The organism is Pseudomonas sp. MF06569 (genome assembly GCF_059862735.1).
Genome location: NZ_JCBCUZ010000013.1, coordinates 34,709 through 49,994, shown reverse-complemented (window position 1 = coordinate 49,994; position 15,286 = coordinate 34,709). Strand labels below are relative to the sequence as shown.

Genomic DNA, 15,286 nt, shown 5'->3' with positions numbered 1-15,286 from the left:
GCCCTCTGGGCGTCTTTAGGGGGCCTGGCGCCAATGCCGCCAAATTGCAGGATCACACGTTGCCCAATGTCACGCCGCCCACTCTGAATAAAGCGTCCAACCCACTTCTTGGGACGCCTGTGCGCGGAACGTTGAAAAGTGCGTTGGCCACTCTGGTTCTGTTGCTGCTGGCGATGTTGTTCTGGTTGTTGATTGAGCAGTTCCAGGAAACGCTCCAGCAAGAGCGTCAAAACAGCATCAACTACAGTGCCGATCTGGCCGACCACATCAGCCTGAGCATGGAAGTACGGGCCGAAACCGCCCTTAATCTGCTTCCTGTCGATACGCTGCCGAAAACCCTGCGCCAACAGCAGGCACTGGTCAATCAACTGCATCAATACGTACCCTCGCTCCAGAGCCTGGTCTTGCTCAGCACTGCCGGGCAGGTCGTGTTCGACAGCGCTGGCACCACCCCCGACGCCGCATTCCTGGCTGAATGGGCAAGCCTGATCCCCTCGCGAAAACGTACCGACGGCTATTACTTCAGCAATAACGCTGACGCCAGCGTGTTCTATTTGTTACTGCGCCAGCCCGCAGGCGATATCGGTGGTTACTGGCTGCTGCGCATGAGCCCGGAACTGCTGCAAAACATGACACACCAGAACGCCAGCAGCAGTCGGCCACAATGGCTGATTGAAAACGTCAAAACCCGCAAGGTCCTGAAGCGTGCCTACAGCCCCGTTTCGCCAGGCTCAACCCTGAGCCAGCAGGATGAAAGCGACACCGTACAACTGAGCCCCATCAATCACAGCGACTGGCAGTTGCGCGGGCTGTTCAATGAACGCCAGGCAGTTGAACGACTGCTGCCCGGACTGATCGTCAAATGCCTGCTCGGCTTGCTGTTTTCGTTGCTGCCGATCATTGCGCTGCTGAACATGCGCCGCCGCCAACGCCAACTGCATGAAGGCCGCCGCCGTTATCACGATATTTTCGAAGGCACCGGGGTTGCCCTGTGCGTGCTCGACCTGTCCAGCTTGCCGGGATTTCTTGAGCGCGAAAAACTCCACGACAGCAGTGACCTCAAGCAATGGCTAAGCGATCACCCCCAGCTTCGTAGTCAATTATTTGCGCAACTGCGCATCACTGAAGTCAATCAGGTCGCCATGCAGCTGCTGGAGGTCGAATCCGGGGACGGTGCCTGGCTGAAGCTGATTAACGGCTGCCCCCAAACCAGTTCGGCCATTGGCTATCAAATCGTCGAAACCGTACTGGATCAACAGCAGCAACTTGAACTGGAAGTAAAGCTGAGCGATGCCAGCGGCCGGGATCAACATGTGTGGCTGGTACTGCGCCTGCCTGAAGACCCTCAGGACTATCACGCGGTCATCCTGAGCATCAGCGACATCACAAGCCGCAAGCTGATCGAATTGTCCCTGCAAGAGCGCGAAAGTTTCTGGTCGGATGTCGTACGCACCGTACCTGACCACCTCTATGTGCAAAATGTAATCAGCCAGCGGATCATATTCAGCAACCATCACCTTGGGCAGACCCTGGGCTACAGCGCCATCGAACTTCAGGAAATGGGCGCGTATTTCTGGGAACTGTTGCTGCACCCGGATGACGCCGAACGTTATCACCAGCTGCGCCAGCAGCAACGGGAAGATGGCTATAAGCACTTGATGCAGTGCCAGTTGCGCTTTCGCCATCAGCAAGGCACCTGGCGGCGCTTTGACATCCGTGAACAGGCCTTTGCCCGTGACACCGGGGATCAAGTCACGCGCATTGTCGGGGTGGCCAAAGACATCACCGACCAGATCGAAGCCAGTGAGTCACTGCGTGACAGCGAGCAGCGCTACCGGATGCTGGCCGAAAGCATCAGCGATGTGATTTTCTCCACCGACAGCACGTTGCGCATGAACTACCTCAGCCCCTCCATCCAGACCGTGCTGGGGTACGACGCACAATGGGTGTTCGACAATGGCTGGCAGTCAATTATCGCGACCCCGCAACAACTGGAGGGTATCTACAGCCTGATCGAACGTATCCGCGCCGCCCTGCACACACCTCGACAACTCTCGGCCCTGCGCGCCCAGGTGCAAACCCAGTTGTTCCTGTTCGACTGCTTGCGCGCCGACGGGCATAAAGTCCCCATCGAGCTGCGGCTGGTACTGGTGTGGGATGAAAACGATGGCTTCGAAGGCATTCTGGGCGTTGGCCGTGATATCAGTCAGCAACGTCGTGCTGAAAAAGACCTGCGCATGGCCGCTACGGTGTTTGAGCACTCCACCTCGGCCATCCTGATTACCGACCCCGCCGGTTATATCGTGCAGGCCAACGAAGCCTTTAGCCGGGTCAGCGGCTACGCCGTGGCCCAGGTGCTCGACCAATTGCCGAGCATGTTGACCGTTGATGCCCAACAACGCGCGCACCTGACCTATGTGCTCAAGCAACTGCATGTCAATGGCACATGGGAGGGCGAAGTCTGGCTCAAGCGTCTCAACGGCGAACACTACCCGGCGTGGGTCGGCATCACTGCCGTGCTCGATGACGAGGGTGATCTGGCCAGCTACGTGTGCTTCTTCAGTGACATCAGCGAGCGCAAAGCCAGTGAACAGCGAATTCACCGCCTGGCTTACTACGACGCCCTGACCCACCTGCCTAACCGGACGCTGTTTCAGGATCGCCTGCACACTGCGTTGCAACAGGCCGAACGCAACAAGTCGTGGGTTGTGCTGATGTTCCTCGACCTCGACCGTTTCAAGCCGATCAACGATTCCCTGGGCCACGCCGCAGGCGATCGAATGCTCAAGGACATGGCCATCCGCTTGCTGGCCTGCGTCGGTGACGACGACACCGTGGCGCGTATGGGCGGTGACGAATTCACCCTGCTCCTGCAACCACGAGCCACCCGTCAACTGGCCTTGAACCGGGCCATCAGCGTGGCCGAGCACATCCTTGCCAGCCTGGTAAAACCCTTTGTACTAGAAAGTCGCGAGTTCTTTGTAACCGCCAGTATTGGCATTGCCTTGAGCCCGCAAGACGGCAACGAACTCAGCCAGTTGATGAAGAACGCCGACACCGCGATGTACCACGCCAAAGAGCGCGGCAAAAACAACTTCCAGTTCTATCAGGCCGACATGAACGCCAGCGCCCTTGAGCGCCTGGAACTTGAGAGCGACCTGCGCCACGCCCTTGAACAGCAAGAGTTCATCCTTTTTTACCAGCCGCAATTCAGCGGCGACGGCAAACGGCTGACCGGGGTTGAAGCACTGTTGCGCTGGAACCACTCCAGGCGCGGACTGGTGCCGCCCGGTGACTTTATCCCGGTACTCGAAGAGCTGGGCCTGGTGGTCGAAGTGGGTGACTGGGTGCTGGCCGAGGCCTGTCGCCAGCTCAAGCTCTGGCACCAGGCCAAAGTGCGCGTGCCCAAAGTCTCGGTCAACATCTCGGCGCGCCAGTTTTCCGATGGCCAACTGGGCACGCGCATCGCAACGATCCTCAAGGAGACCGGCCTGTCCCCTGCCTGCCTGGAGCTTGAGCTGACCGAAAGTATCCTGATGCGCGAAGTCAGCGAAGCCCTGCACATTCTGGCCAGTCTGAAAAACCTCGGCCTCAGCATTGCCGTGGACGACTTTGGCACCGGTTATTCATCGCTCAACTACCTCAAGCAATTCCCGATCGATGTCTTGAAAATCGACCGTACCTTTGTCGATGGCCTGCCCTCAGGCGAACAGGACGCGCAGATTGCCCGTGCAATCATTGCAATGGCCCATAGCCTAAACCTGGCCGTCATCGCCGAAGGCGTGGAGACCCAGGAGCAGTTGGATTTCTTGCGCGAGCATGGGTGCGATGAAGTGCAAGGCTATCTGTTTGGTCGCCCGATGCCAGCACATCTACTGGTCAAGCAACTGCAAGCGGCCAGTGATGAACTGCACATGTGAATCCTGCCTCTCATCACCGTGAATCGCATTCATATGCCAGATAAAACCCATTGAGTTAGAATGCCCTCCTTTTCTGCCCCCCGATCCCTGAGGACCGCCATGTTCAGCCGTGATTTGACACTTGCCAAGTTCGACGCCGACCTTTTTGCCGCCATGGAGCAAGAAGCTCAGCGCCAGGAAGAACATATTGAGCTGATCGCTTCGGAAAACTACACCAGCCCAGCGGTCATGGAAGCTCAAGGCTCGGTTCTGACCAACAAATACGCCGAAGGCTACCCGGGTAAGCGCTACTACGGCGGCTGCGAATACGTCGACGTCGTTGAGCAACTGGCTATCGACCGTGCAAAAGAGCTGTTCGGCGCCGATTACGCCAACGTTCAGCCACACGCCGGTTCCCAGGCCAACAGCGCTGTCTACCTGGCCCTGTTGTCGGCTGGCGACACCATCCTGGGCATGAGCCTGGCACACGGCGGTCACCTGACCCACGGCGCCAGCGTCTCGTCCTCGGGCAAGCTGTACAACGCCATCCAGTATGGCATCGACGCCAACGGCCTGATCGACTACGACGAAGTAGAGCGTCTGGCCGTTGAGCACAAGCCAAAAATGATCGTGGCCGGTTTCTCTGCCTACTCGCAGATCCTGGACTTCCCGCGTTTCCGCGCTATCGCTGACAAGGTTGGCGCCTACCTGTTCGTCGACATGGCTCACGTAGCCGGTCTGGTAGCGGCTGGCGTTTACCCTAACCCGGTTCCGTTTGCTGACGTGGTCACCACCACCACTCACAAAACCCTGCGCGGTCCACGTGGCGGCCTGATCCTGGCCAAGGCCAACGCCGACATCGAGAAGAAGCTGAACTCGGCTGTCTTCCCGGGTTCGCAAGGCGGCCCACTGGAGCACGTCATCGCCGCCAAGGCCGTGTGCTTCAAAGAAGCTCTGCAACCAGAGTTCAAGGCTTACCAGCAACAAGTTGTGAAAAACGCCCAAGCCATGGCATCGGTGTTTATCGAGCGCGGCTTTGACGTGGTATCGGGCGGTACTGAAAACCACCTGTTCCTGCTGTCGCTGATCAAGCAGGAAATCTCCGGCAAAGACGCTGACGCCGCACTGGGCAAAGCGTTCATCACCGTGAACAAAAACTCCGTGCCGAACGATCCACGCTCCCCGTTCGTGACCTCGGGTCTGCGTTTCGGTACTCCGGCTGTTACCACTCGCGGCTTCAAAGTAGAAGAGTGCCGTGAACTGGCTAACTGGATCTGCGACATCCTGGCTGATATCAACAACGAAGCCGTTATCGACGCCGTTCGCGAAAAAGTCAAAGCCATCTGCGCCAAGCTGCCGGTATACGGCAACTAAGTGTAAATAGCTGAATAAAAAGCCCGGCTCTTGAGCCGGGCTTTTTATTGCCCCAGTTATTTTGAAACATATCGCCATATGTCCATGGGTGATAACGACCTAATCTGAACTTTATGCTTTTCACCAACAACAGAGTTCAGACAATGACTAACGATACACAACAATCATTCATCGCCACCTTACAAGTACCGAACCATAACCTTCATCTATTAGGGACGCTTCACGGCCAGCCTGTAACAGTCACAGACGTATTTGCCAGCGGCGGTTTCTTCACCGGCCGACCGCAGACCAGAGACGACTCCGCAGCCTTGGGCATTCAGGCCCACGCCACAGGCGGGGTCAAGGCGGTAGTCAAACTTTATTTCCGGCATACCGTAAAAGGGTATGAAATACATATCAAACACGCTGGCCAGTATGATCGGCACCGGCTGGCCAAAAACCATATGGATATACTCTATGCGAGAAGTCCGACACTAAAACACCCACTTACCTTCACGCTGCTTGATGAAAACAATATAGCCGTTACAGCGGACAACTTAAGTCAAGCTCATACACTGATCACGCTAAAAACTCACAACAATAAGTATATAGGGGTTAAAAGAGCCAAGGGATCGCCTCACTCATACTTGGGGGAAACCGCTGAAAACTACAAAATGGTATTTCTTTTAAGTGTGATAGAAAGAAACGGGGCTTATTAACCCACTCCGGTTCATTTTTATGTGGGAGCGGGCTTGCTCGCGATTCAGGCAATGCGGTCTTTCAGACACACCGTGTCGATATCATCGCGAGCAAGCCCGCTCCCACACAGGTAGTACGTGACGTTTTTATTCGGGTAGCAAACGCCAGCCCAATACGTTCAGCAGGTCACAACTGGCGCGAAAAACCCACTATTTTCGTGAGGCAAGAACATCAAACCCCTCGCGAATCTTGGCTTCAGGCAAGTCATCTGCAATAAACACCATCACGCTGTCGCGCACCTCACCCTCAGCCCACTCAGTGTCCCAGTCGAAGCCGTAGAGCTTGAGCACGCCCTGAAACACCAGTCGTCGATCTTCACCGGCAATGCTCAGCACGCCTTTGTAACGCAACAATTGCTTGCCGTGATCTTCCAGCAGTTCGTTCATGAACGCGCTGAGGCTGTCGATATCCAGCGGTGTTTCGGTGCGCAGCACAAGGCTTGAGATGCGGTCGATAGATGACGCTGGTTGCACCGGACGCAAATTCAGGCCACCACCCAAGTCTGCGTTGAGGTTGAACCCTCGGACATCCAGCAACTCGGCCAGATCTATCTTGCCGTGCTCAACCACACGTATCGGCGCCCGGCGGTTGATACGGGTCAAGCGTTCGCTTAAGGCATCAAAGGTGGCGTCATCCACCAGGTCGCGCTTGCTCACCAACAGGCGGTCAGCAAAACCGATTTGTGCCTGGGCGATGGTTTGGCTCAGGTGTACATCGGCGTGCGCGGCGTCCACCAGGGTGATGATGCCGTCCAGCAGGTAACGCTCGCGCAGTTCTTCGTCGATGAAAAAGGTTTGCGCCACCGGTGCCGGGTCGGCCAGGCCGGTGCATTCGATCACCAGGCGGTCGAACGCTATTTCGCCACTGTCCAGACGCTCCAGCAGCAGGTACAGCGCCTTGGTCAGGTCGGTGTGAATGGTGCAGCACACACAGCCATTGGCCAGTGTCATGACTTGCACGGGCTCATCACCCAACAACTGGGTATCGATCCCGGCATCGCTGAATTCGTTCTCGATCACGGCGATTTTCAGGCCATGTTCGGCCTTGAGCAGGTAACGCAACAAGGTTGTTTTACCGGCACCCAAAAAGCCACTGAGGATGGTGACGGGGATTGGAGAGGACATGCACAGTCTCCTTGAAATGACGCAAAAAAAAGTGGGAGCGTGCTTGCCCGCGACTCAAGCAACGCGGTGTAACGGATACACCGCAGAGCACTCATCGCGAGCAAGCCCGCTCCCACAGTCAGATGCAACTTAGCCCTGACGGGCTAGCAGCACTTGGGCCCACCCTTGCCGCCGTAACGGGCTTCCTGGCGTTCGCGGAAGAACGCCTCGTAGCTCATGACAGGCTTGTCCGGGTGCTTGGTTTGCATATGCTCGACGTAGTTGTCGTAGTCGGGCATGCCGACCATCAGACGCGCGGCCTGACCGAGGTATTTACCGAGGCGACTCAGGTCATTGAACATGATTGCAACCCTCTGTTATGCATCCGGCATGACTTGGTACGGCGACTCTTTATCCGTACGTACTTTACTGCCCCATGCTGCCACGCCCACCTTGATCGCAAAGAACAGAATGCTGAACACCACGAACAGGAACAGCACGGTCAGACCGGCGTTGGTGTAGGCGTTGATGATCACGTGCTGCATCTGGTCGATGTTTTTCGCTGGGGCAATGACTTGGCCCGCTTCCAGCGCAGTGCTGTACTTGTTGGCCAGGGCCAGGAAGCCGACCGCAGGGTTGGCGTCGAACAGCTTGATAAAACCTGCAACGGTGGTGCAGATCAGCAGCCAGATCGCTGGCAGCATGGTCACCCAAATGTAGCGTTGACGCTTCATTTTGATCAGCACAACGGTTGCCAGCATCAGCGCGATACCCGCCAGCATCTGGTTAGAGATACCGAACAGCGGCCACAGGGTGTTGATGCCGCCCAATGGATCGATCACGCCCTGATACAGCAGGTAACCCCACATCACCACACAAAGGCCTGTTGCCAGCATGTTGGCGCCCCAGGACTCGGTCCGCTTGAGTGCAGGCACAAAGCTGCCCAGCAAGTCTTGCAGCATAAAGCGACCGGCACGGGTACCGGCGTCAACCGCCGTCAAGATAAACAGGGCTTCAAACAAAATGGCGAAGTGATACCAGAACGCCATTGTGTTCTCGCCCGGCAACACGTTATGCAGGATCTGAGCGATACCCACAGCCAGTGTCGGTGCGCCGCCGGCACGGGCCAGAACGGTGGTTTCACCAATATCCTTGGCCAGTGCGGTCAGTGCATCCGGGGTAATTGCAAAGCCCCAGCTGCTTACGGTTTGCGCAACAGTCACCACATCACCGCCGACGATGGCCGCCGGGCTGTTCATGGCGAAGTACACGCCCGGCTCGATGACCGAGGCGGCAACCATCGCCATGATGGCCACGAAGGACTCCATCAACATCGCGCCGTAGCCGATGTAACGGGAGTTGCATTCGTTATCCAGCAACTTGGGTGTAGTACCCGAAGAAATCAGTGCGTGGAAACCCGATACCGCACCGCAGGCAATGGTGATGAACAGGAACGGGAACAGACCGCCTTTCCAGACGGGGCCAGTACCGTCGGTGAACTGGGTCAATGCTGGCATTTTCAGCTCAGGCATGGTGACCAGAATGCCGATGGCCAGTGCCACGATGGTGCCGATTTTAAGGAAGGTCGACAGGTAGTCACGCGGTGCCAGAACCAGCCACACCGGCAGCACGGCTGCAACAAAACCATAACCGATCAGCATCCAGGTGATCTGCGTACCGGTGAAGGTAAACACCGGAGCCCATTCAGGGCTTGCCGCAATCTGGCCCCCCAGCCAGATCGAGCCGAGCAACAGCAGCACACCGACAATGGAGATTTCACCGATGCGGCCCGGGCGGATGTAGCGCATGTAAATGCCCATGAACATCGCAATCGGGATGGTCGCCATCACGGTGAACATGCCCCACGGGCTTTCGGCCAGGGCCTTGACCACGATCAGCGCCAGCACCGCAAGGATGATGATCATAATCAGGAAGCAACCAAACAGCGCGATGGTGCCCGGGATCTTGCCCATTTCCTCACGCACCATGTCGCCCAAAGAGCGACCGTTGCGGCGGGTGGACATGAACAGGACCATGAAGTCCTGCACCGCACCGGCCAGAACAACACCGGCGATCAGCCAGAGTGTGCCCGGCAGATAGCCCATTTGCGCGGCCAAAACCGGCCCCACCAACGGTCCGGCGCCAGCGATGGCGGCAAAGTGGTGACCAAAAAGAATGTGCTTGTTGGTCGGCACATAGTCCAGACCATCGTTGTTGAGCACTGCAGGGGTAGCGCGACTGGGGTCGAGCTGCATCACCTTGGTGGCAATAAACAGACTGTAATAACGGTAAGCAACCAGATAAATGGCAACCGCTGCCACTACGATCCACAAGGCGTTGATCGCCTCGCCCCGGCGTAACGCAACTACGCCAAGGGCGCAGGCTCCTACAATTGCCAGCACCAGCCACGGAATGTGGCGTAGCAGGCTATTTTTATTATTCATTTTTTAATTCCGGCCAGTTGGACAAGAAAGACTGCCCCCGGAGTTTAGCGCTCTTGGCTCTAAAGACCAGCCCCTAACGTTGGTCTAGAGCCTTCTTTTGTGGGTTTGTGCTGGATGGCGCTGCATAGTTGTCCCGTGCAACGCCACTGTCAGTTCCGGCCTCCTGGCCAAGCCCCGCGATCAAACCCTGCAGATTTTTTTACAGATATGAGGCCCTATTCAAACAACGCATCCAGTGCCTGCTCAAGGCGGGTCACACCGATGACCTTCAAGCCCGGCGGAGACTCTTTGGGGGCGTTGCCCTTGGGCACGATGGCACGCTTGAAACCATGCTTGGCCGCTTCTTTAAGCCGCTCCTGACCGCTGGGTACCGGGCGCACTTCGCCGGACAAGCCAACCTCACCAAACACCAGCAGATCATGGGGCAGCGGGCGATTGCGCAGACTGGACATCACCGCCGCCATCAGCGCCAGGTCGGACGCGGTTTCCAGCACCTTGACCCCGCCCACCACGTTAAGGAATACATCCTGATCATGAGTGGGAATACCGCCGTGGCGATGCAGGACAGCCAGCAGCATGGCCAGTCGATTCTGATCCAGACCCAGCGTCACACGGCGCGGGTTGGACATATGGCTGTCGTCCACCAGTGCCTGCACTTCCACCAGCATAGGACGGGTGCCCTCCCAGGTGGCCATGACGACGCTGCCCGGCACTTCTTCCTGAGCACGGGTAAGAAAAATAGCTGACGGGTTAGAGACTTCTTTCAGGCCTTTGTCGGTCATGCCGAACACACCCAGCTCGTTGACCGCGCCAAAACGGTTTTTCACTGCGCGCAACAGACGCAAGCGACCGTCAGACTCCCCCTCGAAATACAGCACGGTGTCGACCATATGCTCCAGCACCCGCGGTCCGGCCAGCGCACCCTCTTTGGTCACGTGGCCCACCAGGAAAATGGCCGTGCCGCTCGACTTGGCATAGCGCACCAGCAATGCCGCACTTTCTCGCACCTGGGACACTCCGCCCGGCGCCGACTGCAGTTGCTCGGTGAAGATGGTCTGGATTGAGTCGATCACCATGACCTTGGGTTTTTCGAGCTTGGCGGTGGCGATGATGTTTTCGATACAGGTTTCGGTCATCACCTTGAGCTGATCCTGGGGCAACCCCAGGCGTCGGGCGCGCATGGCCACTTGCTGCTGGGACTCTTCGCCGGTGACATACAGCGCAGGCATGCGCGTAGCCATCTGACACAAGGTTTGCAGCAAGATAGTGGACTTGCCGATACCCGGATCACCGCCGATCAACACCACCGAACCATCGACCAGACCGCCCCCGAGCACCCGATCCAGCTCACCGGAAGCGGTGGAGAAGCGCGGGATCTCTGCAATGCTGACTTCGGCCAGGGTTTTGATCTGGGCCTGTTGCCCTGTCCAGCCGGTACGGCCACTGGGCGGCGCGGCGGCGCCGCTTTCTACAATGGTCTCGACCAGGGTGTTCCAGACGCCGCACTCGCCGCACTGCCCTGCCCACTTGGGAAAGGTTGCGCCGCACTCTGTGCAGCCGTAAATGCGCTTGGGCTTGGCCATCTGAACTCCAGGGAAAAAACGCGATGATAGCCCACTGAGCTTTGATCAGTGCGGCGCGGGCATGATCTGCCATGCTGAATTACACTGCACCCACCAACTTCATCTGTAACAAGGAATATCCAATGAGCGTGATAAGTGAGTTCAAGGCCTTCGCGGTCAAAGGGAACGTGGTCGATATGGCCGTCGGTATCATCATCGGCGCGGCATTTGGCAAAATCGTTTCGTCCTTCGTGGGTGACGTGGTCATGCCACCGCTGGGGCTGTTGATTGGCGGTGTGGACTTCAGTGACCTGGCCATTACGCTGAAAGCCGCCGTTGGCGATGCCCCGGCCGTGGTGGTGGCATATGGCAAATTCATCCAGAGCGTGATCGACTTTATCATCGTCGCGTTTGCCATCTTTATGGGTGTAAAGGCAATCAACCGCCTGAAGCGCGAAGAAGCGGTCGCACCAAGTGCCCCGCCTCTTCCGTCTAAAGAAGAAGAACTGCTGGGCGAAATTCGTGACCTGCTTAAAGTTCAAAACAACCGACCTTAACTGCCCGACATGAATAACGGCGCCCCAGGGCGCCGTTATTTATTTCATGCTGTTCGACATATAAAATTTACACTACCAGTAGTTCTCAACAGCAACTTGCCCGGGCCGACGACTCAGGCTCAACTGCATGTCACGGGCCTTCAACAACTTGCGTGTGTCATCAATCATTTGCGGATTGCCACATAACATCACCCGCGAATGTTCGCAGGTCAGTTCAACACCCGCCGCCTGCTCAAGTTCACCGTTTTCGATCAAGGTGGTCATGCGTCCGTTCAATGCACCGGGCACTCGCTCACGGGTGACGATCGGAACATACACAAACTTGTGTGCATACTCAGCAAGGTAATCACGGGAACATAAGCCGGCGATGAGATCCTGATAGGCCAGTTCGCGCGCTTCGCGGGCACTGTAAACCAGCACAATGCGCTCGAATTTTTCCCAGACTTCAAAATCCTGGAGGATCGACAGGAACGGTGCGATGCCGGTCCCCGTTGCCAGCAACCACAGATCACGCCCGTCAACAAAACGATCCAGGGTCAAAAAACCAAAGGCCTGGCGCTCCACCAGCAAGGTGTCACCGACCTCAAGACGACTGAGCTCACTGGTGAACTCTCCCCCGGGCACCACAATCGAAAAGAACTCCAAGAACTCGTCATGGGGTGAAGAGACCATGGAATAGGCGCGCCAAACCGTACTGCCATCCGCCTTGGTCACGCCAAGCCTTGCAAACTGGCCCGCGGTAAAGCGAAAGCCCGGGTCGCGAGTGGTACGCAATGTGAACAGGCTGGGGGTCAGCGGTGTGACATCGAGAAGCGTCTGCTGGGTAAATTTTTCTGCGCTGGCAGTCATGGGGCACTCCATTGACGAATGCCTCTAGTGTCGCCCAAAGACGCCAGGAGAAACACCGATGGTTTGTGATGGCTTTAAGACACCCTTCAGGGGCAAACAAGGGGTCGCCGACAAGGTGCGTGCTAATTAACGCACACAGTTCCCGGATCCAATTTATCTAAAACCGCACAACAGCTATATATATAAACCCGAAAAAGCATAATTAAACTTACTGTTTAAATTATCGTCTGCATTTATAAACACACCCTACTACCTGCCCCCCATTTATATTTTTTAATCAACAACAACATCTCAAACACCATCTAGAATAAACTTATTATCACACCATCTAGTGCCACCCACTTACTGTCGGGCCGCCGGAGCGCCTTATGACCGCACATCATTTAATCAGCCAGAACCAACACCTCGCCTGCAGAAGCGAAGCTGAATTGGGTTCCGACACACTCAAACGAATAGAAGAGTGCGGCTTTAATTATTTTTTCTTTCGTATGATCCCTCGACATGGAAACATAACAACAAATAGCAAGGTAATAACCAACTATCCAAATGATTATGTCGAGCGGTATGAAAAAGGCCCTCTTACGCAAAAAAACCCACTCATGACTCACTGCCAACTCTCGATCCTGCCCATTATTTGGAGCGCCGATGTTTTTCGTGATGCTCCCGACCAGTGGAAAGCCACCCAAACCTGCGGGCTGACCTATGGCTGGTCGCAGTCGGTGCATGACCCCAATGGCGCAGTGAGCATGTTGAGCCTTGCCAGAAAAGACCCTCCTGTGTCGCAGGACGAGTTTTCGGGCAAAGCTGCCAGCGTGCTCTGGCTGTGCAATCAGTTACACAGCGCCATGCTCGAACGCTTCCACCTGCGCCACAGGCTGACGATCAACATCATGCGTTTGTCCGAACGTGAGTTAGAAGTTCTCAAGTGGACTGCAGAAGGCAAAATCGCTTCCGACATTGCCATGATTCTGAGCCTGAGCACCCGCACCGTGAACTTCCATATCAGTGGTGCAATGAAAAAACTGGGGGCCAGCAACAAAACCTCGGCCGTGGTCATGGCGGCCAGGTTTGGACTGCTGTAAACGGACACTGCGCTAAAGTAGATAAACCCGTCAGGCAATCTGCGGCAAAAAAAAGTAAAATCACGCCTACCTGTAAAACCACGGACTCCTCTGTTTGCCAGCCTCCCCCCTCAGGGGCAAGACATGCAGTTGTCGATTCCTCAGAGTTTGTATAAATGCCTGTGCTAGAAAGCCCCTTCGCCCAACTTCGCCTGATCCGCCAACCCGAGCAGCAAAACGAGCCCTTGCAGGCCTTTGATGCGGCGGATGAGTATTTGCTTAATCACTTGGCTGAGCAGGCGTTGCCCGCAAACAGCCGGGTGCTGGTGCTCAATGACAGTTTTGGTGCCCTGGCGGTCAGTCTGGTCAACACCCTGCATGTCACCAGCAGCAGCGACTCCTTTCTCGCCATTCAGGCGCTGGAAAAGAATCTGGTGCGCAATGGCCATGCTTACGATGCGGTATCGATCATCCCTGCCAGCCAGCCTCTGGTCGGGCCTTTCGACTGTGTACTGGTGCGTGTTCCCAAGACCCTGGCGCTGCTTGAAGAGCAACTGATCCGCCTGCAAGGCCAATTGGCACCCGGAGCACAGGTCATCGCAGTCGCAATGGTCAAACACTTGCCCCGCGCCGCAGGCGATCTGCTGGAGCGCTACATTGGCCCGGTACAGGCCTCGCTGGCGGTCAAAAAAGCCCGTTTGCTGGTGTCCACGTCCCAGGCCCTGGGGCCATTTACATCGCCGTACCCCACGCGCTATCGGCTGGAAAAACCGGCCATCGAGCTGCTCAACCACGCCAACGTGTTCTGCCGCGAAGACCTCGATATCGGCACTCGGGCATTCCTGCCCCACCTGCCAAAAAACCTGGGCACTGCACGGGTTGCCGACCTGGGCTGCGGCAATGGTGTACTGGCCATTGCCAGCGCGCTGAATAACCCGCAAGCGCAGTACACGCTGGTCGATGAGTCGTTCATGGCCGTGCAGTCTGCCCGCGAAAACTGGCAGGCCGCATTGGGTGATCGCGAGGTCATTGTGCGGGCTGACGACGGTTTGGCGAGCCAGGCACCGGACTCACTGGACGTAGTGCTGTGCAATCCGCCGTTCCATCAGCAACAAGTGGTGGGAGACTTTCTGGCCTGGCGCATGTTCCAGCAAGCCCGTGAGGCGCTGGTAGTGGGGGGTGCGCTGTACATCGTCGGCAACCGTCACCTGGGCTATCACAGCAAGTTGGCCAAACTGTTTCGGGGCGTCGAACAAGTGGCCGCCACTCCCAAGTTTGTGATCCTCAAGGCGCGCAAGTAATCACTGGAAATGAGAGCTGAGGGAGCGGGCTTGCTCGCGATGCAGGCGACGCGGTCAGATAGTCAAACCGCGCCGCTCCAGTCGCGAGCAAGCCCGCTCCCACCAGGATCAAACCTCCCCGCTTAACCGAATGGCATTAGCCAAGGCGGGTCATAAAACCGTAGCCGCAAGGCTACGGGATGGAAAGTCAGTGGCTCTTCATGCCTGCGGCGGTCATGAACAGGCGGATCAGCCAGGCAAATACTGCCAGGCTCGCCACACTGGCGGTCCAGATCACCAGCAACCAGCCAATGCGTTGCCACAAGGGCTTTTTTTCGCACTCTTGAACGTCGTTTAGATAATCCTTGCCAGCCATGTTCGGGCCTCCTCTGGGGAAAAGGCTGTGGCCCTCAGGCCAC

General features: G+C 56.7%; 12 protein-coding genes. 6 read left to right on the top strand and 6 right to left on the bottom strand.

Going from position 1 to position 15,286, the window contains the following annotated elements; translation table 11 throughout:
* Nucleotides 1-59: 59 nt before the first annotated feature.
* From AC19YQ_RS13965 to AC19YQ_RS13955, 3 genes are all read left to right on the top strand, one after another.
* A complete protein-coding gene (locus AC19YQ_RS13965) occupies nt 60-3,920 on the top strand; it encodes a sensor domain-containing protein (protein ID WP_500595346.1) in 3,861 nt (1,286 codons plus the stop codon).
* Between the two features lie 99 nt (nt 3,921-4,019).
* The gene (gene glyA, locus AC19YQ_RS13960) at nt 4,020-5,273 is read left to right on the top strand and encodes a serine hydroxymethyltransferase (RefSeq protein ID WP_133078606.1); all 1,254 of its coding nucleotides are present in this window, start codon (nt 4,020-4,022) and stop codon (nt 5,271-5,273) included.
* 143 nt (nt 5,274-5,416) lie between these two features.
* On the top strand, nt 5,417-5,971 hold the full coding sequence (locus tag AC19YQ_RS13955) for a hypothetical protein (protein ID WP_500595345.1): 555 nt from the start codon (nt 5,417-5,419) through the stop codon (nt 5,969-5,971).
* Between the two features lie 189 nt (nt 5,972-6,160).
* Here the strand turns inward: AC19YQ_RS13955 and yjiA are convergent, their stop codons facing one another.
* From yjiA to radA, 4 genes are all read right to left on the bottom strand, one after another.
* Entirely contained in the window at nt 6,161-7,135 is a 975-nt protein-coding gene (gene yjiA, locus AC19YQ_RS13950) for a GTPase (protein WP_133078608.1), read from the bottom strand.
* 143 nt (nt 7,136-7,278) lie between these two features.
* Complete coding sequence (locus tag AC19YQ_RS13945; RefSeq protein ID WP_007937254.1) at nt 7,279-7,476, bottom strand: YbdD/YjiX family protein; 198 nt, start codon at nt 7,474-7,476, stop codon at nt 7,279-7,281.
* Nucleotides 7,477-7,491: 15 nt separating this feature from the next.
* Nucleotides 7,492-9,558: a carbon starvation CstA family protein gene (locus AC19YQ_RS13940; protein WP_500595344.1), complete on the bottom strand. Its 2,067-nt coding sequence runs from the start codon at nt 9,556-9,558 to the stop codon at nt 7,492-7,494.
* Between the two features lie 215 nt (nt 9,559-9,773).
* Nucleotides 9,774-11,141: a DNA repair protein RadA gene (gene radA, locus AC19YQ_RS13935; protein WP_019824057.1), complete on the bottom strand. Its 1,368-nt coding sequence runs from the start codon at nt 11,139-11,141 to the stop codon at nt 9,774-9,776.
* A 122-nt stretch (nt 11,142-11,263) separates the two neighbouring features.
* Between radA and mscL the strand changes: the two genes are divergently transcribed.
* Nucleotides 11,264-11,677 (top strand): large-conductance mechanosensitive channel protein MscL, encoded by a 414-nt coding sequence (gene mscL / locus AC19YQ_RS13930; RefSeq protein ID WP_133078611.1) that lies wholly within the window; start codon nt 11,264-11,266, stop codon nt 11,675-11,677.
* Nucleotides 11,678-11,749: 72 nt separating this feature from the next.
* Here the strand turns inward: mscL and AC19YQ_RS13925 are convergent, their stop codons facing one another.
* A complete protein-coding gene (locus tag AC19YQ_RS13925) occupies nt 11,750-12,526 on the bottom strand; it encodes a ferredoxin--NADP reductase (protein ID WP_500595343.1) in 777 nt (258 codons plus the stop codon).
* A gap of 368 nt (nt 12,527-12,894) precedes the next feature.
* On the opposite strand from AC19YQ_RS13925, the gene AC19YQ_RS13920 reads away from it, so the two are divergent.
* Entirely contained in the window at nt 12,895-13,608 is a 714-nt protein-coding gene (locus AC19YQ_RS13920; RefSeq protein ID WP_500595342.1) for an autoinducer binding domain-containing protein, read from the top strand.
* 155 nt (nt 13,609-13,763) lie between these two features.
* Nucleotides 13,764-14,888, top strand: a complete 1,125-nt coding sequence (locus AC19YQ_RS13915) for a methyltransferase (protein WP_500595341.1) — start codon at nt 13,764-13,766, stop codon at nt 14,886-14,888.
* A gap of 187 nt (nt 14,889-15,075) precedes the next feature.
* Here AC19YQ_RS13915 and AC19YQ_RS13910 read toward each other — a convergent pair whose 3' ends face one another.
* Nucleotides 15,076-15,243 carry a DUF2474 domain-containing protein gene (locus AC19YQ_RS13910; RefSeq protein WP_133078615.1) on the bottom strand — a complete coding sequence of 56 codons (168 nt, stop codon included), beginning with the start codon at nt 15,241-15,243 and terminating at the stop codon, nt 15,076-15,078.
* Nucleotides 15,244-15,286 lie beyond the last annotated feature (43 nt).